This is a genomic window from Pseudomonas sp. TE4620 (assembly GCF_056279045.1).
Genome location: NZ_JBWBQO010000001.1, coordinates 1234095 through 1256136 on the forward strand (window position 1 = coordinate 1234095; position 22042 = coordinate 1256136).

Genomic DNA, 22042 nt, shown 5'->3' on the forward strand with positions numbered 1-22042 from the left:
AACGTGCCTAACCCTGCCGCCCGATCCCCAGCCACACCGGCTGCGATCACCCAGCCCGGGGTGACCGATGAATTCATCGGTCATATCCTGCCTGACTGGCTTAGAACCGCCTCCGTCGAGCAGATCAATGATTTGCGCGATGATTTCGCAAGGCTTCGGCACAGCCAGCAAGCCGTCCACGCAACCCTCGATGAACTCCAGGCGATTGATGCTTTCGCCCAGCCGTTGCTGGCAGACGCACTGCACGACAAGCTCAACTACCAGGGCAATCTCGATAGCGACCAGTGGCGTGAAGTACTGCGCGACTTCAAGCCTAGCCAGGGTATCGGGCTGCCTAGTGATGATACGATTCTGCTCACCCAGCCCTTGATGCAACGCCTGCTGCAAGGTTTTGGCGCTCGCCAGACAGCCGCCAGCAGCTACTATGTCGGGACAGCGATCGTCACTGCAGGCGAACTCGAGACAGTTTTGCTCGATGCGCCCGAAAAAGTGGCCAGCGTCTGCCGTGAGCTGGATGTGGGCAGGCGTTTCCAGCAGCATCTGGAGGATGTCTTCGCGCCGGCTGAGCAGGACCTGGCCGAGGAAAAGCGCCTGGCCCTGCAAGTGGCTGCGCGCCTCGCTCATTTGCGCGGGCAGATCGATGCGCTGGCCTACCAGATGCTCGAGCAAGTCGTCTCGGGCGCATCCCAGGTCAGCCATGGCGGGTTGGAAGTACGTATTTATCAACTGAGTGCGCTGAACTGCCAGGTCAGCGGTGCGGTGGTTTTCGAAGTGCGCGGCGACCCGCCGCAAGGGGCGCTGCGCTGGACCGAGGCCAGCCTGATTCGCGGGTTGTTGGTGTATTTTCCGACCGACCGGCAGCAGCCTTTGCGCAGTTACCGCTCCTGGTTTGCCTTCAACGTGGCACTGGCTGAGTCGCTCAAGGGGTCCGAGTCGTATCGCGCCTACTTCAGTGCGCTGATCGGTTTGCAGCAACGTGCCGGTTTTGCCCTGTTGCTGGCAACCAGACTCACCGACTCAAGCGTTGACCTGGACCTGGCGGGCACGCTCCTGCGTGGTGATCTGTTCACCGGTCTCTGTCAATTGCAGCTGGCACGGATCAAGGCCGATGCCCGGGTACTGGCGGTGCCGACCGCCGATGTCGACAGTGCGGCGACCCGAGCGTGGCGTTCTGATCTGGCTGCGGCCGGTTGGACGGCACTCAACCTGGTCGGCCTGTTCGTTCCCGCTGTGGGTGGGTTGTTGCTCGGGCATCTTGCACTGCAGACCTTGAGCGAGGTGTTCGAAGGGGCCGAAGACTGGCTGCGCGGGCATCGCGGCGAAGCACTCGAGCATCTGCTCGGTGTTGCCCAGACTGTGGCGGTGACGGTAGCGCTGGGGGCGGGTATCCATAGTGTCGGCAGAGCGTTCAAGCGCAGCGATTTTGTCCAGTCACTGTTACCGGTCACCCTCGAAAGCAATCAGCCGCGCTTATGGCGCCGGGATCTGCGCCCTTACCAGCTGGGGCGCATTCCCGCCGGCTCGCGCTTGACCGATAGCGGCCTGCACCTGGCCGACGGGCGCAGTTACCTGCCGCTACGCGGCGAAGTTTACGAAGTCCGTCGGGTACCGCAGCAAGGTCCGTGGCGCCTGGTTCATCAGCAACGTGCCGGCGCGTACGGGCCGGTCGTCGAGTTCAACGGCGAACGCGCCTGGCGCTTGCGTGATGAGTGGCCGCTGGCCTGGCAGGGCCAGTCGCATCTGCTCGAACGCCTGTGGCCCGCTGCCGGGCTGATGAGCGTGAGCGAGGTGAGTGCGCTGTTGCAGGTGGCGGCTATCGATGAAGATGAACTGCGCGGGTTACTGGTGGAAAACCGCCGGATGCCGATAGGCCTGCGAGACACCCTTGAGCGCTTCGCCCAGAACCAGCACGGTGTGTCGCTTTCTACACGGTACTTGCCTGACGACCCGCTGCTGGCAACGCTCCAGCGGGACTTCCCCACCTTACCCGACGCCTATGGCCTGGCCTTGCTTGCACAGGCCAGCGATGAAGCGCGCGCACTGCTGGCAGCCCAGGCGCGCGTACCCCTTGAGCTGGCGGAACAGGCGCGGATGCTGGCTCGGGTGGCACAACTGACTCGCGCCCGTGAAGGTCTATACCTTGGCTACGGCGGTTCGCTGGACAGCGCTCACCTGGTGTTCTATGCACTCCGGCGTTTGCCGGGGTGGCCGCAAGAGGTGAACCTGGCGTTGCATGACCGCTTTCCCTACAGCCGTTTGCTCGACCGGCTGAAGCCCGAAGACAGCCCTGGGCTGCACAGGGTCATCGTCCGCCAGCAAGGCGTTTACCAGCTCTACGGCGATCAGCCAGATGGCGCTGAGGACGTCGAGCTGAGCGGGGGATTGCTACAGGTGATTGCCGCTTCGTTGAATGATGCCCAGCGTGAAGGCCTGGGATGGCAGGGGCTGCATGCGCTTGGGCAAATGCGCGCGGACCTGATTGCCCAGCTGCCGGTCGCTACCAGCGAACTGGAAGGGGTTCTGGGCCTGGCGCCGGTCCGGCGCTGGTTCAACCCGGGACATCGCCTGGCAGATGGCCGCGTAGGGTATCTGCTGAGTGGCCGAGGGGCTGCTCAGGCGGTGGCGCAAAGCATCAGCAACCGCTTGTGTGCCTTGTTTCCCGGCCTTGATGCCGAGCAGCGCGAAACCTTTATCGCCCGTCTGCGCGAAAGTGGCTCTTCAGTGCTGCTGGCGTTGCAGCGGCTCGAGCAGGAGTATCAGTTGCTCGATCAGACGCTGAGCACCTGGGAGGCCGCAGCACCTGCGCAAGCAAGTGTTAGCGCTACGGTGCTGTTGTCGCCACGCAATCGCGTGGCCGAAGCGCTGCGCCACTGCTGGCGTCGTCAAAGCGAGCCGATCATTGACGCGAACGGGATTCTCCAGGGTTATCGCCTGAGCATTGTTGGCCGGCATATCCCGACCTTTCCCAATCTGCCGGGCGAGATCAGCTTTGCTCATGTGGTCGATGTGGTCATGGTCGGCATGCGTATGCGCAGGCTGCCGGCGTCGTTTTTTCGGGCGTTTTCGAACACTCGCTGGCTGAACCTGAGCAACAACTTTTTTGACCAGTTGCCGTCCGGTCTTGAGCACATGTCGGCGTTGCGCACCCTCAGGCTGGAACATAACCACATCGCCCTGCAGGCCATGGATGTCGATGCACTGGCCCGGTTGAACCAACTGCGCATGCTGGTGCTGGACAACAACCCGCTGCGGCGCAACCTCAACCTGCGGCCCTTGCACCGTTTGCGCGAACTGAGCTTGCGCAACACCGGCATGCAAGCCTTGCCGCGCGGGTTGCTCAGCCGACCGTTCCTGGAGCAGGCCGACTTGCGCAACAATCTGATCGCCACCTTGCCCGAGCGCTTTTTCCATACCCCTGGGGTGATCCGTGACGCCATCTACTTGCAGGGCAACCCCTTGGCGCAGGCGACCTGGCAACGCCTGGCCGAGCTCGATGGCATGCAACTGCCAGAAGAGGATGAGCACGAGCTGCCGGTCGATGCTCGTGCGCTTTGGCTGGCCACCCTGGATGAGCGGGTGTACGAAGTGCGTGCGGGGCAATGGGATGATCTCGCACGGTCAGAGGACAGCGCAGGTTTTCTGCGTCTGCTCGGCGAGCTGACCAGCACTGCGGACTACCGGATGAACCGCGAGGACCTGAGCTGGCGGGTCTGGGCTCTTGTCGAAGAGGCGGTAGACAGCCAGACGCTGCGTTCGACCCTGTTCAAGCTGGCCTCAGCACCGAGGACCTGCGTCGACAGCGTTTCGGATTGCTTCAGTAACCTCGAAGTGGGTTACTTCTTGTGGCAAGCCGAGCAGCAGCCTGGCTCGGAAAACCAGGCCAGCCGCTTGCTTGGGGTGGCCAGGCGCTTGTTTCGCCTTGAGCGTGTCGAGCAGGTTGCCCGGGAGGATATCCATGCGCGTCAGGCCAGCGGCCTGGGCGTCGACGAGGTGGAGGTCAGCCTGGCCTATCGGGTTGGTCTGGCCGAGACCCTGGACCTGCCCGGCCAGCCACGTTACATGCAGTTTGGCGGGGTGGCGGGGGTAACCTCGCGTCAGCTCGACGACGCGGCCAGGACAGTACGCACAGCTGAAGCCGGAGATGAACTGCTGGACTTCATCGCTTCCCGGGATTTCTGGGTCAATTACCTGCGTGACACTTATCCGCAATCGTTCGCGGAGGTTGAAGAGCCCTTCGTCGATCGGCTGCAGGAACTGACCGACATGGCAGGAGGCGACGAGGCTGCAGTGGATGTGCTGGCGGTCGAGCGTGCCGAGAAGGTAGGGGCGTTGATTGTGGCGCTGACCAAGCCTTTGCTTGTCACAAAAGCCGAGGGTCAGTAGTAGCGTCAGGGCCAGCGGCCAAACCAGTCATCCACTTTGACAGCTTTGGCCATTGTCCCGCGCCAGCTCTGGCGCGACTATCTTCAGACCAATCGTTTTATTCCAACAATAACAAACGAGGAGTCTGGCGATGCGTGATTACCGCGCCGCGGCGCAAGGGTTCGACTACCTGCACACCGCTGCGGCTGCCCTGCAAGGCAACCTTGAGGCACTCAATGCCTGCGTCGAGTGCTGCGACCGGCATGTCGGCGGCAATCGTATTGCCCTGAACTGGGAAGGCCGCGACGGCAGCAGCGCGCGCTACAGCTTCGAGCAACTGCAACAGTCTGCCGCGCGCCTGGCCAATGTGCTCAGGGCCCAGGGTGTGGGCGTCGGCGACCGGGTTGCCGGGTTGATGCCGCGTACGGCCGAGCTGCTGATCACGGTACTGGCCACCTGGCGCCTGGGGGCGGTGTATCAGCCGCTGTTTACCGCATTCGGGCCCAAGGCCATCGAGCACCGGCTGGAGCAGTCCGCAGCCAAGGTAGTCGTCACTGAACCGCATAATCGCAGCAAGCTCGACGACGTGCATGGCTGCCCGACGGTCATCTGCGTGGGTGCTGCGCCAGGCTCCGGCGATATCGACTTTCACAGCGCACTGGCGCTGGCCAGTGATCACTGCGAACCGGTGCTGCTGGGGGCCGAGGCACCGTTCCTGCTGATGTTCACCTCCGGCACCACCGGCCCGGCCAAGCCGCTGGAAGTGCCGCTACGGGCCATCGTCGCCTTCCAGGGCTACATGCGCGATGCCATCGACCTGCGCCCTGAAGACAGCTTCTGGAACCTCGCCGATCCGGGCTGGGCCTACGGGCTTTATTACGCCGTGACCGGTCCGCTTGCCCTGGGCCATGCCACCACGTTTTTCGATGGGCCGTTCAGCGTCGAGAGCACCTGCCGGGTCATCAACAAGTACGCCATCAGCAACCTGGCCGGCTCGCCGACGGCCTACCGCCTGCTGATCGCCGCTGGTAGCGAGTTCAGCGCGCCGATCAAGGGCCGCCTGCGGGTGCTCAGCAGCGCCGGCGAGCCGCTTAACCCGCAGGTGATCCGCTGGTTTGCCGATGAGCTGGGCGTGACCATTCACGACCACTACGGGCAGACCGAACTGGGCATGGTCCTGTGCAACCACCACGGCCTGCAGCACCCGGTGCACCTGGGCTCTGCCGGCTTCGCCGTCCCCGGTCACCGCATCGTCGTGCTCAATGAACAACACAACGAACTGCCTGCCGGGCAGCCGGGCATTCTCGCTGTCGACCGCGAGCAGTCGCCGCTGTGCTGGTTTGCCGGCTACCAGGGTTTGCCGACCAAGGCGTTCGTCGGCAAGTACTACTTGAGCGGCGACACAGTCGAGCTCAACGACGACGGCAGCATCAGCTTTGTCGGCCGCAGCGATGACGTGATCACCACCTCCGGCTACCGGGTCGGCCCGTTCGATGTCGAGAGCGCGCTGATCGAACACCCGGCGGTGATCGAAGCCGCGGTGGTGGGCAAACCGGACCCGGAGCGGACCGAGCTGATCAAGGCATTCGTGGTGCTGGCCAAAGGCCAAGAGCCGAGCGAAGCACTGGCCGAGGCCCTCAAGCAGCACGTGCGTCAGCGCCTGTATGCCCACGCCTACCCACGGGAAATCGAATTTGTCAGCGAGCTGCCCAAGACGCCGAGCGGCAAGCTGCAACGTTTCATCCTGCGCAACCAGGAAATAGCCAAACAACAGGCCGCGCTGGCGTCGACCGCCAGCGCCTGAGGAACCAACATCATGCAGATTGCCAATAACAACTTCATCGTCAGCGGCGCCGCTTCCGGGCTGGGCGCTGCCACCGCGCAGATGCTCATCGAGGCCGGTGCCCAGGTCATGCTGGTCGACCTCAATGCCGAAGCGGTCGCCGCCAAAGCCCGCGAGCTGGGCGCCAGGGCGCACTTCGCGGTGGCCGACATCAGCCAGGAAGCCGCCGCCCAGGCTGCGATCGATGCGGCGGTTGCCGCCTTCGGCAAAATCCACGGGCTGATCAACTGCGCCGGTATCGTCGGCGCCGAGAAGGTCCTGGGCAAGAACGGCCCGCATGGCCTGGAAAGCTTCAGCCGGGTGATCAACGTCAACCTGATCGGCAGCTTCAACCTGCTGCGCCTGGCCGCTGCGGCCATGGCCGAAGGCGAGGCGGGCGCTGACGGTGAACGCGGGGTGATCATCAACACCGCCTCGATTGCCGCCTATGACGGCCAGATCGGCCAGGCCGCCTATGCCGCCTCCAAGGGCGCGATTGCCAGCCTGACCTTGCCGGCGGCCCGTGAGCTGGCGCGCTTCGGCATCCGCGTGATGACCATCGCCCCGGGCATTTTCGAAACCCCGATGATGGCCGGCATGACCCAGGAAGTGCGCGACTCGCTGGCCGCCGGCGTGCCGTTCCCGCCACGCCTGGGGCGCCCGCAGGAGTACGCCGCGCTGGCCCGCCACATCATTGAAAACAGCATGCTCAACGGTGAGGTGATCCGTCTCGACGGCGCCTTGCGCATGGCCGCCAAGTAATTTCAGGAGCACTCAAACATGACCCTCGCCAATGATCCGATCGTAATCGTCAGCGCCGTGCGCACGCCCATGGGCGGCCTGCAGGGCGAGCTGAAAAGCCTTACCGCACCGCAACTGGGCGCTGCCGCCATTCGCGCCGCCGTCGAGCGCGCAGGTGTTGCCCCCGACAGCGTCGAACAAGTGCTGTTCGGCTGCGTGCTGCCGGCAGGCCTGGGCCAGGCCCCGGCGCGCCAGGCGGCGTTGGGCGCCGGCCTGAACAAGGGCACCACCTGCACCACCCTCAACAAGATGTGCGGCTCGGGCATGCAGGCGGCAATCATGGCCCACGACCTGCTGCTGGCCGGCAGTGCCGAGGTGGTGGTGGCCGGCGGCATGGAGAGCATGTCCAACGCCCCTTACCTGCTGGACAAAGCCCGCAGCGGTTATCGCATGGGCCATGGCAAGATCATCGACCACATGTTCTTCGACGGTCTGGAAGACGCCTACGACAAGGGCCGGCTGATGGGCACCTTTGCCGAGGACTGCGCCGAAAGCAATGGCTTTACCCGCCAGCAGCAGGACGATTTCGCCATCGCCTCGCTGACCCGTGCCCAGCAAGCGATCAAGGACGGCAGCTTCGCCAGCGAGATCGTCCCGGTCGAAGTCACCGAGGGCAAGACTCAGCGCCTGATCAGCGACGACGAGCAGCCGCCCAAGGCCCGTCTGGACAAGATCCCGCAGCTCAAGCCGGCCTTTCGCGAAGGTGGCACGGTGACCGCGGCCAACTCAAGCTCCATCTCCGATGGCGCGGCGGCGCTGGTGCTGATGCGCCGCTCCCAGGCCGAGAAGCAAGGCTTGAAACCGCTGGCGGTGATCCATGGCCACGCGGCGTTCGCCGACACCCCGGCGCTGTTCCCCAGCGCCCCGATCGGCGCCATCGACAAGCTGATCAAACGCACCGGCTGGAACCTGGCAGAGGTCGATCTGTTCGAAATCAACGAAGCCTTTGCCGTGGTCACCCTGGCGGCGATGAAGCACCTGGACCTGCCCCACGACAAGGTCAACGTGCATGGCGGCGCCTGCGCCCTGGGCCACCCGATCGGCGCTTCCGGCGCGCGCATCCTGGTTACCTTGCTCGCAGCCCTGCGTCAGAAAGGCCTGCATCGCGGCATTGCCGCCATCTGCATTGGCGGCGGTGAAGCCACGGCCATGGCCGTCGAGTGTCTGTACTGAGGTGCACCATGCTAATCAATGACGAACAACAGCAAATCAGCGACGCCGTGCGTCAGTTCGCCCAGGAGCGCCTGCGCCCGTTTGCCGAGCAGTGGGACCGCGAGCACCGCTTCCCCAAAGAAGCCATCCAGGAGATGGCCGAACTGGGCCTGTTCGGCATGCTGGTGCCGGAGCAGTGGGGCGGTAGTGATACCGGCTATGTCGCCTACGCCATGGCCCTGGAAGAAATCGCCGCGGGCGACGGCGCCTGCTCGACGATCATGAGTGTGCACAACTCGGTGGGTTGCGTGCCGATTCTCAAGTTCGGCAGCGAGCAGCAGAAGCAGCAGTTCCTCACCCCGCTGGCCAGCGGCGCGATGCTCGGCGCCTTCGCCCTGACCGAGCCGCAAGCCGGCTCCGATGCCAGCAGCCTGAAGACCCGCGCCCGCCGAGATGGCGATCACTACGTGCTCAACGGCTGCAAGCAGTTCATCACCTCCGGGCAGAACGCCGGGGTGGTGATAGTGTTTGCGGTAACCGACCCCGGGGCCGGCAAGCGCGGCATCAGTGCCTTCATCGTGCCCACCGACTCGCCGGGTTACCAGGTGGCACGGGTCGAGGACAAACTCGGCCAGCACGCCTCCGACACCTGCCAGATCGTCTTTGAAAATCTGCGCGTGCCGGTGGCCAACCGCCTCGGCGAGGAGGGCGAAGGCTACAAGATCGCCCTGGCCAACCTTGAAGGCGGGCGTATCGGCATTGCCTCGCAGTCGGTGGGCATGGCCCGCGCCGCCTTCGAGGTAGCACGTGACTATGCGCGCGAGCGCGAAAGCTTCGGCAAGCCATTGATCGAACACCAGGCCGTGGCTTTTCGCCTGGCCGACATGGCCACCCGCGTTGCCGTGGCCCGGCAGATGGTGCTGCATGCCGCGGCGCTGCGCGATGCCGGGCGTCCGGCGCTGGTCGAAGCGTCGATGGCCAAGCTTTTCGCCTCGGAAATGGCCGAAAAGGTCTGTTCGGATGCCTTGCAGACCCTTGGCGGTTATGGCTATCTGAGCGACTTTCCGCTGGAGCGCATCTACCGCGATGTGCGGGTCTGCCAGATCTACGAAGGCACCAGCGATATTCAGCGCATGGTCATTGCGCGCAATCTTTGAAGGGAGCAGCTTGCATGTCATTTGAAACCATTCTGTTGGACATCCACGGCAAGGTCGGCCTGATCACCCTCAACCGACCGCAGGCGCTCAATGCCCTGAACGCGCAGATCGTCGGCGAAATCAACCAGGCCCTGGACCAGCTCGAAGCCGACCCGAACATCGGTTGCGTGGTGCTGACAGGCTCCGCCAAGGCCTTCGCCGCTGGCGCCGACATCAAGGAAATGGCCGACCTGCGCTACCCGCAGATCTACGTCGATGACCTGTTCAGCGACGCAGACCGCATTGCCAACCGGCGCAAGCCGATCATTGCCGCGGTGTCGGGTTTTGCCCTGGGCGGCGGCTGCGAGCTGGCGATGATGTGCGACTTCATCCTCGCCGCCGACAACGCCAAGTTCGGCCAGCCGGAAATCAATCTCGGTGTGCTGCCGGGCATGGGCGGTACCCAGCGCCTGACCCGCGCCGTGGGCAAGGCCAAGGCCATGGAACTGTGCCTGAGTGGGCGTCTGATGGGCGCCGAGGAAGCCGAGCGTGCCGGACTGGTGGCGCGTGTGGTGCCGCAAGCCGAGCTGCTGGAAGAAGCGCTGAAGGTGGCGGCGACCATCGCCAGCAAGTCGATCCCGATGACTATGATGGTCAAGGAAAGCGTTAACCGCGCGTTCGAGGTCAACCTGGCCGAGGGCGTGCGCTTCGAGCGCCGGGTATTCCATGCAGCCTTCGCCACCGAAGACCAGAAGGAAGGCATGGCGGCGTTCATCGCCAAGCGTGAGGCGCAGTTCAAGGATCGCTGAGATTGATCGGGCGCTGTTGCCAGCGCCCGTTTTTTACTGCATCACTCCTTGAAGAACCATTGCCGGGCCGCCGCCAGGCTTATCGGCCCGCGGTGCACCAGCTTGTTGCTTTCGACGAACTGCCCGCGGTCATAGCGCTGACTGGCAAGCTTCAGGTGTGCGGCCTTGAAGTCGTCGATTGCGGTGTTTTCGGCCGCGTAGTGAAAGTGCGCATACCACAAGGGTTTGTTGGCGTGCAGCACCACGTATTCATCCAGGTAATCCTGAGCCCAGTCCCGGGTGCTGGCCAGCGGCTTGCGCCTGACCAGGCGCTTGAGTTTCACCTGGCCCTTGCCCAGCAGGTACTCCAGTTCGCGCATGCTCGGCGCTTGCGCCAGGGCCGCCTCTGTCCTCAGTTGCGCGCCGGTCTGCAACAGTTCATTGGCGACGTCATCCAGCAACTTGATCTGCAAGGCAGCATCGGTGTTGTCGGCGGCCTGATCGGTCTGGTTGCTTTGGGTCAGGGCGCGTTCGATGGCTTGACGCTGAGCGAGCAGTGACCGTTGTCGGCGTTCGGCGATCTCCTCAATCTCGACCGGCAGGTAGGTGCTTTTACCCTGGCGCTTGAGGCGCTGGATGTCTTGCCTGGCGAGTGCCGCAAGGCGCATGCCTTCCCTCAGCAAAGCGCTCAGCTCGGCGTCTGCGACCTGTGGCAGTAGCGCTTGTTCGACAGCCAAGGGCTCCCAGCTACCTGTCTGCGGGTCTTCTCGGTAGGACGCGCGGACGCTGTCATCCTGCGGGTTGTGAATGTCGACGATACCTTCACTGTTGCGCCGCTGTTGCCCCAGCAGCACGCCTTCATCGCGGGTTTCGATCAGCCCCGGCACTTGCCGGTGCAATTGACGCAGGCTGCTGCGCTCAAGCAGTGGCTGCGGGTATTCGGCAAGGTCGGCGCGGGTTTCCTTGAGCATCAGTGCCATGTCGGTTTCGAGCCTGGACACCAGGCTATTGGCGGCTTGCTGCCCGGGCAGCAAACTCTTCAGGTTACCCAGCTGGCGCAGCGCGGTATCGAAGTGGCGCTGGATGTTGTCCAGCACCCGGGCATGAACTTCTATCTCCTCGCGGCTCAGTGCCAGCAAGTTCATGCGTTGCAGCATGCCCTGCTCGATATTGCGCCAACTGTGCTCGAGCCAGTAATCGCTTTCGCTGGAGTCTTCGTCTGTCTCCACCAGCCGCAAGCGATTACTCAGCACTTCGCTGCGCAGGGTGTACCAATACAGCCGCGATGCGGGGCGGATGGCTGGTTCGTCGAGGCTCAGTTCCATCACCTGGATTGTGGGTTGGCGAATGCTGGACAGCTTGTGCAGATGCTCGCGGGTGGCGGTAAGGGTTTGGTGATGGTCGATCAACTTGCCGATCAAGGGATCAACCTGGTCGAGCAGGCTGGTTTGCAATGAATGTTCGTGCGTACCTGCATCAGGCAAGGCGCCTTCGGCGTCTTTCACCGTCTGGACAAAGTGCTGGCGCAACGGTTTGTACAGTTTGCCCAGGGTCGCAATCACGGACAGTTCGCAACGCGCCCGTTCAAACAGGGCTTTTGCCCGCAGGGTTTTGTATTGATTGAGCGGGCGCTTTTCATTGCGCTCGTGCAGTGTCCGCAGGTGTTGTTCAAAGTCCTGTGACAGCGCTTCCATCTTGTCCAGGTAGCCTTGCAGGATGCGCGGGTCAGTGTCGTCGCTGATCTGCCGGGCAAAATTGTGCAGCCGCTGTTGGCTGGCCAGGGCGGCGCTTTGCTGGGTGCGTAATGTCTCATCCAGGTTGTCGATCGACTGCTGCAGGTCGGCAGACGTGAGGCGATTGCGCAGCGGCTGGCCACCGCGCAGGCGCAAACGCAGATCCAGCGTCCAGCGCCGGGCTTCGTCTCTTCTCAGCCATGGTCCGCTAACGATGCGAGGCTGCTTGACGCCGGCATCGTATTGCACGGGGTAGGCGTGAGTACCCTGGGCGAAGTACAGTTGCTCGTTGTGCAGGTAAAGGCCCTGCAGTGCGCCGTTGGCAATGGGGCTACCGAGCATGGAGGGTGCCAGCGGGCTGGCCAGGCGCTCAAGCTGGAGTTTTTGTTGCGTCGTCAGCTGGTGGTCGGGACGTGCCCAACTGAAGTTCAGTTCGGCCTGTGGCGCCGGCAGTACCTGGGTGCTGGGAACTCTGACCGGCTTTGGCCCATCGCCAGGGTGCGCCGGCGTCTCGGGTTTGATGCCCAGGCGGCGGGTGGCGTGCACGAAAAGGACCATGGCGATGTTGACCAGCAAGTCGGCGAACGCTTGGCGATGCTTGCCGGGGCTGGCCTTTTCATCGCTCTCGAGCAGGCGCTTGGCACTGTCGATGACCTGGATCATCCAGGCAACCTTGGCGACGCCACCCTCGAACAAGGGCAGTAAGGTGTTGAACATCAACCATCCCAGTTGCTTCCAGGCGTCCCAGCGCGACTGTGCGCTGCTGGTCGAGTGGCGCCTGGCCCGTTCGACCAGCTCCCGGGCGCTGGCCTGGTAGATCAGCTGGTGTACTGTGCCTTTGGCCAGGGCCATATCCAGACGGGCAGGTGCCGGTGTCTGCAGCCGTTCGAACTCGGCGCCGGGAACAAAGCGGTGGATATGCGGTTCACGCAGGCCGCCATTGGCATAGATCGGGCGCGTATGTTCGGGCAGGCGCTCGAGCAGGTCATCCTGCAATGGGCCGCTGCTGGCGAAGGCATCGAACAGAGCAATCCGGTCGTGAAACTCCAGCAACGGTTCGCTATGCAATGGGCGATAAAGCACGCAGGGGCCCTGCCTGACGTCACTCGTTTCGATCAGCCAGGCATTGAGCAATGTATCGCCCGTAGCACCGGTTGAGCGCAACAGGGCCATGGGGCGCAGCACCCAAATGCCCGGCTCTGCCAGGCCAAACAGCGCATCCACCGCCTGGCACGCGGCCAGGCTCAGACGCTTGTCACGCAGATGCAGCTCCAGCGCCAGCAGCGGTAGCTGGGTTTTTAGCTGTGTGCAGAACAGCGTTCGCCTGGTTTGAAACTGCGCAGGTTCATCCAGAAGCTGCTGTTGCAAGGTCTGCGGATACATCGCACCCATATCCAGTTCACGTACCAGGGATCGAACATAGTGCTCGTTCATCCACTCCGGCAGTTGGGCACCGTTGACCAGGTGCACGCGCACGGTGCCTGCTGCCAACACGCCGAGGTTGTCGATGGCCAGCTGTGCAAGGGAAAAGCTGACGACCTTGATGGCGCCATCGGTGATCAGGCTGCCCTGCCCGGGGATGGCGCTGGCGATGACCTGGCGATTGCTGATCAACACGTCCTCGGCGTTAAAGCCTGCGCCGGGGTGATCCTGCGCGATCCTCGCGTCCAGGACCTTGCAGGCGAATGCTTCGGCGGTATCGATATCATCGCGCCAGGTTTTGCCGCCAGCAGTTTTGTGTGATTGGGCCTGATCGATCAACAAGGTGCTGTAGCGAATGGCCAGTTCACTGTCGAGCAGCCAGGTCGGCAGCACAAGCGCGATCTTGTTCTGGCGTTCCAGTTCCTCGGCCGTACACAGGTCCAGCATCGAGGTGGAGCGATCAAGGGTGGCATTGAGTGCTTGCGCTTGCTCATGGGTTCTTGAAGCCAGGGCGATGATTTCGATCAAGCGCAATTGTTGCTTGAGAAATCCGCCTGCCTGAACTTCGAACGCCGAGGTGCTTGTCGGGGTGAATTGCGTGGGTGGCGCTGCGCTAAGCAACGATCGTGGCCAGCTTCTGGCGAGCATGTCGAGCAAGCCCTGGGGGGACTCGAAGGGCGCCAGCGCACCTACCAGGGTAAACAGGACCGTCACTTGAGGCTTTGGTGGGTCGGGGAAATCCTCGATCAGTAAAGCGCTGGACAGGTCGGCATCAATGACCTGGGCCGAGGTCAGGTCGACTGTCAGTTGCTGGACGCTGTAGCCCTGCAGGTTGGCGTAGCTGCTGCGTTGTTGCGCAGTTGGAAACGCGGTAACGACCCCGGCGCTCGCCGCTTGGTCGGCGCTCAGCGTGCCGGCGCTCAGGGCTATCTCGATAGCGTCTTTCATCAGCCTTTGCAGGTAGCCGGCATACCAGCCCTAGGGTGTTTCACCGCGCTCGTCACTCTGGCTCCAGAACTCGACCAGCGCCTGCAGGAAGGCTTCAAGGATCAACGGGCCACACTCGTTGATCAGCAGCTCTAGGGCGTGCAGGTCGACATCGAGCAGTGCGTCGTGGCCTTGTTGAGGATACCGGCTCAGACAATCTTCGTTGCTGTCCAGGTTCAAGGTACTGCCCAGGCAATAGCGCTCGATCAGCACTTGCGGCAACTGGCGGATATGCACCTGCGCGCCGTGCTGGCTGATCAGATAAAGCGTCAGCGGGTTGTGCTGCAGTGACAGCCCCCGCTGGTCCCAATGCTCAAGCAGAAGCTGCCCGGCCACTTCGAGCAGGGCGGGGCGCTTGACGAAACGCTTGGCTACCGCGCAGCTCAAGGTGGCCTGTTCGGCGATGGACTGATGGGGGGACGAGGCGGTCATCTGGCGAGGCTTCCAAAAAAAGGGAGGCTCCATATGACCTGCGCACACGCATGAGCAGGCGGTATTCGGGTAGCACCCAGGCGTTACTACCAATTGACGAGACGGTACCTGCCAAGGGCCGATTCGCGCCTGCCGTGCGCCTGCTTACCATCGAGCCAGCTGCCTGTCATGCCGACAGGCCCGCACCGCACATGAGGTCCCGATGATCTACGCAGCCCCTGGCACCGCTGATGCCCTGATCAGCTTCAAGGCCGTTTACGGTAACTACATCGGCGGCGAATTCGTCGCGCCGCTGACCGGCCAGTACTTCAACAACGGTTCGCCGGTCAATGGCCAGACGATTGCAGAGTTCCCGCGCTCGGGCGCGGCCGACATCGACCTGGCGCTGGACGCCGCCCATGGCGCCGCCGCTGCCTGGGGCCGCACCTCGGTGCAGGAACGTTCGCGCATCCTGTTGAAAATCGCCGATCGCATCGAGCAGCACCTCGAAGTGCTGGCCCTGAGTGAAACCTGGGACAACGGCAAGGCCATCCGCGAAACCCTGAATGCCGACGTGCCACTGGCCGCCGACCACTTCCGTTACTTCGCCGGCTGCATCCGCGCCCAGGAAGGCAGTGCCGCCGAGATCAACGAGCACACCGCGGCCTACCATTTTCATGAGCCGCTCGGGGTCGTCGGGCAGATCATTCCATGGAACTTCCCGCTGCTGATGGCCGCCTGGAAACTCGCCCCGGCCCTGGCCGCCGGCAACTGCGTGGTGCTCAAGCCGGCCGAGCAGACGCCGCTGTCGATTACCGTGTTCGCCGAACTGGTCGGTGACCTGCTGCCGGCAGGCGTGCTCAACATCGTTCATGGCTTGGGCCGCGAAGCCGGTGAAGCCCTGGCCACCAGCAAGCGTATCGCCAAGATTGCTTTCACCGGCTCCACCCCGGTCGGTTCGCACATCATGAAATGCGCCGCCGAGAACATCATTCCGTCGACCGTCGAGCTGGGCGGCAAGTCGCCGAACATCTTCTTCGAAGACATCATGCAGGCCGAGCCGGCCTTCATCGAGAAAGCCGCCGAAGGCCTGGTGCTGGCGTTTTTCAACCAGGGCGAAGTGTGCACCTGCCCATCGCGGGCGTTGATCCAGGAGTCGATCTACGAGCCGTTCATGGCCCAGGTCCTGAAAAAGATCAGCCAGATCAAGCGCGGCAACCCGCTGGACACCGAGACCATGGTCGGCGCCCAGGCATCCGAGCAGCAATACGACAAGATTCTCTCCTACCTGCAGATCGCCCGCGAAGAGGGCGCCCAGGTGCTGACCGGCGGTGACTGTGAGCGCCTGGGTGGCGACCTTGCCAGCGGCTATTACATCCAGCCGACCTTGCTTAAAGGCCACAACCAGATGCGCGTGTTCCAGGAAGAAATCTTCGGCCCGGTGGTCGGCGTGACCACCTTCAAGGACGAAGCCGAGGCACTGGCAATTGCCAACGACACCGAGTTCGGCCTGGGCGCCGGGGTCTGGACCCGCGACATCAACCGCGCCTACCGCATGGGCCGGGGCATCAAGGCCGGGCGCGTGTGGACCAACTGCTACCACCTGTACCCGGCCCACGCCGCGTTCGGTGGCTACAAGAAATCCGGGGTCGGCCGCGAGACCCACAAGATGATGCTCGACCATTACCAGCAGACCAAAAACCTGCTGGTCAGTTACGACGTCAACCCGCTGGGGTTCTTCTGAGGGCCCGGATAGGCTGAAAGAAACGCTTCCAAAGTAGCATTCGACCCGCACCGGCAACGGTGTATTAATAGGTGCACCGCAATCCTGTGGTGCCAGAAGAGGATGGACCTATGTGGAAAAAGCCTGCGTTCACTGATCTGCGTATCGGTTTTGAAGTGACCATGTACTTCGCCAATCGCTGATCCCTCTTGCGCCGGTCGCTGCTTGCAGCGGTCGGCGCTCCTGTTTCTGCCCGCCGATGGTCTGATTGCAATCGATGCGGGATGCTTTAGGCTGGCGCTATTACAACAAGAACAGAGGCGTCCCATGAGCCCGAAGCTGAGCCAGTTGCGCAAGTTCGTCTCCCCGGAAATCATCTTCGGCGCCGGTTGCCGGCATCATGTCGCCAACTACGCCAAGACCTTCGGCGCGCGCAAGGTCCTGCTGGTCAGTGACCCCGGCGTGATCGCCGCCGGCTGGGTCGGCGATATCGAAGCCAGCCTGCAGGGCCTGGGCATCGATTACTGCCTGTACACCGAGGTATCCCCCAACCCGCGGGTTGAAGAGGTAATGGCCGGCGCCGAGCGCTACCGCAGCGAACAGTGCGACGTGATCGTCGCCGTCGGTGGCGGCAGCCCGATGGATTGCGCCAAGGGCATCGGCATCGTGGTTGCCCATGGCCGGCACATTCTCGAGTTCGAAGGGGTCGACACCATTCGCGTGCCAAGCCCGCCGCTGATCCTGATCCCGACCACCGCCGGTACCTCCGCCGACGTTTCCCAGTTCGTGATCATCTCCAACCAGCAGGAACGCATGAAGTTTTCCATCGTCAGCAAAGCGGTGGTGCCGGATGTGTCGTTGATCGATCCTGAGACCACCCTGAGCATGGACCCGTTCCTCTCCGCCTGTACCGGCATCGATGCCCTGGTGCATGCCATCGAGGCGTTCGTCTCGACCGGTCACGGGCCGCTGACCGACCCCCATGCGCTGGAGGCCATGCGCCTGATCGACGGCAACCTGGTACAGATGATCGCCAACCCCGACGACATCGCCCTGCGCGAGAAGATCATGCTCGGCAGCATGCAGGCGGGGCTGGCGTTCTCTAACGCGATTCTCGGTGCCGTGCATGCCATGTCCCACAGCCTGGGCGGCTTTCTCGACTTGCCCCATGGGCTGTGCAATGCGGTGCTGGTCGAGCATGTGGTGGCGTTCAACTACAGCGCCGCGCCAGAGCGGTTCAAGGTGATTGCGCAAACCCTGGGCATCGATTGCCGGGGCCTGAGCCACAAGCAGATCAGCCAGCGTCTGGTCGAGCACCTGATCGCCCTCAAGCGCGCCGTGGGCTTTCATGAAACTCTCGGCCTGCATGGCGTTGGCCTCAGTGATATTCCATTCCTGTCCCAGCACGCCATGGATGACCCGTGCATCCTCACCAACCCGCGCAGCTCCAGCCAGCGCGACGTCGAGGTGGTGTATGGCGAGGCCCTTTGAACCGGCGGGCGATGCCCTGGCCGGTTTGCTGGGGCTGAGCAACCACACCGTACGCAAGAGTCATTACCCGGAACTGGCGGTGCGCCTGGAAGAGCTGGAAGCCGAGCGCAATCGCTACAAGTGGCTGTTCGAGCACGCCGTGCACGGTATCTTCCAGGCCAGCCTCGAAGATGGCATGCGCGCCGCCAACCCGGCGCTGGCGCGCATGCTCGGGTATGTCGACGCCCAGGCCCTGGTGCTGTCGCGCAACGACCTGGCCAGCCATCTGTTCGCCGGCGGCCAGGATGAACTGCTGGCCATCGCCCAGGTACTGCAGCGCGAGCAGGCGCTGATCGGCTACGAGACCCAGCTACGCCGGCGAGATGGCAGCCATATCGACGTGCTGATGAACCTGCTGCTGCGGCCCGACGAAGAGGGCGTGGTCGAAGGCTTTGTCGCCGACATCACCGAACGCAAGCAGGCCCAGGCGCGCCTGCAGCAACTTAACGACCAGCTCGAGCAGCGGGTCGCCGAGCGCACCAATGAGCTGATCGAAGCGCGCGACGCCGCTCAGGCGGCCAATCGCAGCAAGGACAAGTACCTGGCGGCGGCCAGCCACGACCTACTGCAACCGCTCAATGCCGCCCGGCTGCTGATCTCGACCTTGCGCGAGCGATCGCTAGCGAAGAGTGAACAGCAACTGGTCGAGCGTGCCCACCAGGCCCTTGAAGGCGCGGAGGACCTGCTCACCGACCTGCTGGATATCTCGCGGCTGGACCAGGCGGCGATCAAGCCCGACCTCGAGCTGTACCGCCTGGATGAAGTGCTGGCGCCGCTGGCCTCGGAGTTCCAGCCCGTGGCCGAAGCCGCCGGGCTCAGCCTGCGCCTGCGCAGCGCGCGCCTGGCGGTACGCACCGACCTGCGCCTGCTCACACGGATCCTGCGCAACTTCCTCAGCAATGCCTGCCGCTACACCGAGCACGGAAGCATTCTGCTCGGCGCGCGGCGCCGGGGCGAGTACCTGCGTCTGGAAGTCTGGGACAGCGGCCGTGGCATTGCCGCCGATCGATTGCAGTCGATCTTTCTTGAATTCAACCAGCTGGATGTTGGCCGCGCCGCTGATCGCAAAGGCGTCGGGCTGGGGCTGGCGATTGTCGAGCGGATCGCGCGCATTCTTGATTACCCGGTGCAGGTCCGCTCATGGCCGGGACGCGGCTCGGTGTTCAGCATCGATGTGCCATTGTCGAGTGAGCAGCCCAGTGAGTTGCCGCCATCGACGCTGGTGCTGCCCAGTGTTGGCGACCCATTGCCAGGGCGCCGGCTTTTGGTTCTGGACAATGAACTGAGCATCCAGCAAAGCATGGCCGCGCTGCTGCAGCAATGGGGCTGCGAGGTGCTTACCGCCAGCGACTATGCCAGCGCCCTGGTGGTGCTCGACGGCCGGGCGCCGGAGCTGATCCTGGCAGATTTCCATCTGGACCACGGCGTAACCGGTTGCGAGGTGGTGCGCGATTTGCGTCGCCATTTCGCCTGCAGCATCTTTGCCGTGATGATCACCGCTGACCGCAGCGACCAGAGCCGCCGGGCCATGCAGCGCCTGGGCGCACCCTTGCTGAACAAGCCGGTGAAGCCTGGCAAGTTGCGCGCGGTGTTGAGCCAGTTGCTCGGTTGAGGGGATCTTTGTTACAAGGTTTTTGTCGGAGAATGACCGTTTGTCCCCGGGAAAGCGCCTGCGCCGCGGTTTTTTTGTTATAAACCAGCGCCGGGGGAGGGCCTGCAGGGCCTTTTCGGTCATTTGCACCGTCATTTCTGTTGCCCAGTGTGAATCTCGGCCTTAGACTGCCGCCCCCTGTAAATTGAGTGCCGGATGGTGCTTGAAGAATTCCGCTGCTGGCGAGCTGTTCGCCAGGAGCACCCGATTCGCCTTAATGCACGTATTTTTTATAGAGAAATCAATGACAAAGGAAAAGTTGCTGGCCATGCCGGCCGATGACTACATGAACGCTGAGCAACTGGCTTTCTTCACCTCGCTGCTGCAGCAGATGAAGGTCGAAATCCATGAGCGCATCGAGCAAAGCCGTGTAACCATCGAAAGCCTGGACACGCCTGCCGATCCTGCCGATGCCGCCTCGGTCGAAGAAGAGCGCCATTGGTTGGTCAATACCATCGACCGTGACCAGCGCCTGCTGCCGCAGCTGGAAATGGCCCTGGGCCGCATTGCTGACGAGAGCTTCGGCTGGTGCGACGACAGCGGTGAGCCGATCGGCCTCAAGCGCCTGCTGATCAGCCCGACCACCAAGTACTGCATCGAAGCTCAAGAGCGTCACGAGCAGATCGACAAGCACCAGCGCCAGGCCTGACCCGCGCAGGTGTCACCGCAAACCCCCGCAGAGCGATCTTCGGGGGTTTTGCTTTTCTTGCCCTGTATCAAGGGCACCGGTCTTACACCCAAGGAAGCATGGCTAATGGCCTAATAGTGGCGTTTAATGGCCGCACAACAAGACGTGCTGCGATGGAGCCAAAACATGATGCGAGAAGGATCTCTGCCTGGCGCCGTGGTTGAAGGGCAAGCTGCGCCGTTCGCCGTTGCGCCGTGGTCAGATACGGTTTTGCAAAGCCTGGTGCTGGCAGGGTTGCTGGCAGCTATGGCGTTTGCCGGGCTTTCGTTCTATATCGGCCTGCCGCTGGCCTTGCTGGCGCTGTGGCTACCGCGCTTGCGCAAGGCGACGATTGTCGTGCAGCAAACCCGCGAGCCGCTGGCCGAGCTGACCCGCGACCTGGCCCGAACCACCAGCGACAATGCACTGTCGGCGGCCGGAGTGGCGTTCTCGGTGCAACAGTTGGCCGGCAAGCTGCAATCGCAACTGGATGCCGCTGCGCAGATTGTCAGCAGCGCCGAAGTGATGATCGGCACCGAGAAGGCCACCTCGCAGTTGAGCCAACAGGCCCTGGTCGCTGCCCGCAGTGCTCACGAAAGCAGCGCCGCCGGGCGCACGGTGCTGGCCGAGTCGATCCAGCGCATGCATCACCTGAGCGAGCGGGCTACCGCCAGCCGTGAACTGATCGAGGCGCTGCACCAGCGCAGCGAGGACATTGCCCGGGTTACCCTGGTCATCCAGACCATCGCCAGCCAGACCAATCTGCTGGCCCTCAACGCTGCCATCGAAGCCGCCCGGGCGGGTGACCATGGGCGTGGCTTTGCCGTGGTCGCCGACGAGGTCCGCGGCCTGGCCGGGCGCACCGCCAGCGCTACCGAAGAGGTCGGGCAGATGGTCGCCGATATCCAGCAGCGTACGGCGCAGGTGGTCGAGCAGATTCGCGAACTGTCCGATGACCTGCACAGCGGGGTCGACCAGGTCGAACACACCGGCGAGCAACTGGACAGCATTGCCGGGCTGGCTGCCGGGGTCGAGCAGCAGATCGGCGAGATCGCCGAGGGCACCGAGACCAACCGCCTGCAACTGGACAGCCTGTTCGAGGCCGTGGAGCGCATGCGCAGCGACCTGCAGGTCAGCGACCAGCAAACCCAGCGCCTGGCCCAGGCTGCAGTGCAACTGGAAGGGCAGGCTGAAAGCATCAGCGAGCGTCTTGCCGAAGTGGGCCTGGATGACTATCACCAGCGTGTTTACGACCTCGCCCGTCAAGGCGCGCAGCGAATTGGCGAACAGTTTGAGAACGATATTGCCCAAGGGCGCATCAGTCTCGAGGACTTGTTCGACCGCCACTACCAGCAAATCCCCGGCACGTCGCCGGCCCGTTTTCGCACCCGCTTTGATCACTATACCGACCAGGTCCTGCCGGCAATCCAGGAGCCGTTGCTCAAGCTGCATGAGGGCCTGGTGTTTGCTATCGCCTGTACCCAGCAGGGCTATGTGCCCACCCACAACACTGCCTTCAATCAGCCGTTGACCGGCGACCCGGCCCTGGATACCGCGCACAATCGCAGCAAGCGCAAGTTCGACGACCGTACCGGCATTCGCTGCGGCAGCCATCAACAGCCGGTGTTGTTGCAAACCTATACCCGCGATACCGGTGAACTGATGCACGACCTGTCGGTACCGATCCTGGTGCAGGGCAGGCATTGGGGAGGCTTGCGTCTGGGCTACCGGCCGCAGCAGGGTTGAGCGGTTTTGTTACCTGCAATGTAAAACAGCTATGCCGGGGATAGCTTTTTCCCTGAGCGCCCAGGTCTTATCATACGCATATCGTTAGGTTGCTAATAAATTCCGGAGGGA

General features: G+C 63.2%; 14 protein-coding genes. 12 read left to right on the forward strand and 2 right to left on the reverse strand.

The window, feature by feature from the left end:
* Nucleotides 1-3: 3 nt before the first annotated feature.
* From ACZ9A3_RS05845 to ACZ9A3_RS05870, 6 genes are all read left to right on the forward strand, one after another.
* Complete coding sequence (locus ACZ9A3_RS05845; RefSeq protein WP_476252223.1) at nt 4-4383, forward strand: NEL-type E3 ubiquitin ligase domain-containing protein; 4380 nt, start codon at nt 4-6, stop codon at nt 4381-4383.
* 130 nt (nt 4384-4513) lie between these two features.
* Nucleotides 4514-6166: an AMP-binding protein gene (locus ACZ9A3_RS05850; protein WP_093385175.1), complete on the forward strand. Its 1653-nt coding sequence runs from the start codon at nt 4514-4516 to the stop codon at nt 6164-6166.
* Nucleotides 6167-6178: 12 nt separating this feature from the next.
* On the forward strand, nt 6179-6946 hold the full coding sequence (locus ACZ9A3_RS05855) for an SDR family NAD(P)-dependent oxidoreductase (protein WP_258597139.1): 768 nt from the start codon (nt 6179-6181) through the stop codon (nt 6944-6946).
* An 18-nt stretch (nt 6947-6964) separates the two neighbouring features.
* Nucleotides 6965-8158, forward strand: a complete 1194-nt coding sequence (locus ACZ9A3_RS05860) for an acetyl-CoA C-acyltransferase (RefSeq protein ID WP_093385163.1) — start codon at nt 6965-6967, stop codon at nt 8156-8158.
* 8 nt (nt 8159-8166) lie between these two features.
* Nucleotides 8167-9294, forward strand: coding sequence for an acyl-CoA dehydrogenase (locus ACZ9A3_RS05865; RefSeq protein WP_093385159.1), 1128 nt, complete (start codon nt 8167-8169; stop codon nt 9292-9294).
* Nucleotides 9295-9308: 14 nt separating this feature from the next.
* Complete coding sequence (locus ACZ9A3_RS05870) at nt 9309-10082, forward strand: enoyl-CoA hydratase (RefSeq protein ID WP_010224326.1); 774 nt, start codon at nt 9309-9311, stop codon at nt 10080-10082.
* A 41-nt stretch (nt 10083-10123) separates the two neighbouring features.
* Here the strand turns inward: ACZ9A3_RS05870 and ACZ9A3_RS05875 are convergent, their stop codons facing one another.
* Together ACZ9A3_RS05875 and ACZ9A3_RS05880 are read right to left on the reverse strand one after the other, a co-directional pair.
* Nucleotides 10124-14164: a hypothetical protein gene (locus tag ACZ9A3_RS05875; protein ID WP_476252224.1), complete on the reverse strand. Its 4041-nt coding sequence runs from the start codon at nt 14162-14164 to the stop codon at nt 10124-10126.
* Between the two features lie 30 nt (nt 14165-14194).
* Nucleotides 14195-14635 carry a hypothetical protein gene (locus ACZ9A3_RS05880; protein ID WP_476252225.1) on the reverse strand — a complete coding sequence of 147 codons (441 nt, stop codon included), beginning with the start codon at nt 14633-14635 and terminating at the stop codon, nt 14195-14197.
* 202 nt (nt 14636-14837) lie between these two features.
* On the opposite strand from ACZ9A3_RS05880, the gene exaC reads away from it, so the two are divergent.
* From exaC to ACZ9A3_RS05910, 6 genes are all read left to right on the forward strand, one after another.
* Nucleotides 14838-16358: an acetaldehyde dehydrogenase ExaC gene (exaC, locus tag ACZ9A3_RS05885; RefSeq protein WP_213601948.1), complete on the forward strand. Its 1521-nt coding sequence runs from the start codon at nt 14838-14840 to the stop codon at nt 16356-16358.
* Between the two features lie 110 nt (nt 16359-16468).
* Nucleotides 16469-16540, forward strand: a complete 72-nt coding sequence (pqqA, locus tag ACZ9A3_RS05890; protein ID WP_009394664.1) for a pyrroloquinoline quinone precursor peptide PqqA — start codon at nt 16469-16471, stop codon at nt 16538-16540.
* 124 nt (nt 16541-16664) lie between these two features.
* The gene (gene ercA, locus ACZ9A3_RS05895) at nt 16665-17828 is read left to right on the forward strand and encodes an alcohol dehydrogenase-like regulatory protein ErcA (RefSeq protein ID WP_045202081.1); all 1164 of its coding nucleotides are present in this window, start codon (nt 16665-16667) and stop codon (nt 17826-17828) included.
* Nucleotides 17812-19479: a PAS domain-containing hybrid sensor histidine kinase/response regulator gene (locus ACZ9A3_RS05900; RefSeq protein WP_258597144.1), complete on the forward strand. Its 1668-nt coding sequence runs from the start codon at nt 17812-17814 to the stop codon at nt 19477-19479. The genes ercA and ACZ9A3_RS05900 overlap by 17 nt, the downstream gene beginning before the upstream one ends.
* A 283-nt stretch (nt 19480-19762) precedes the next feature.
* Nucleotides 19763-20167, forward strand: coding sequence for a TraR/DksA family transcriptional regulator (locus ACZ9A3_RS05905; protein ID WP_045202077.1), 405 nt, complete (start codon nt 19763-19765; stop codon nt 20165-20167).
* 543 nt (nt 20168-20710) lie between these two features.
* Nucleotides 20711-21931, forward strand: a complete 1221-nt coding sequence (locus tag ACZ9A3_RS05910) for a methyl-accepting chemotaxis protein (protein ID WP_408980582.1) — start codon at nt 20711-20713, stop codon at nt 21929-21931.
* Nucleotides 21932-22042: the final 111 nt, after the last annotated feature.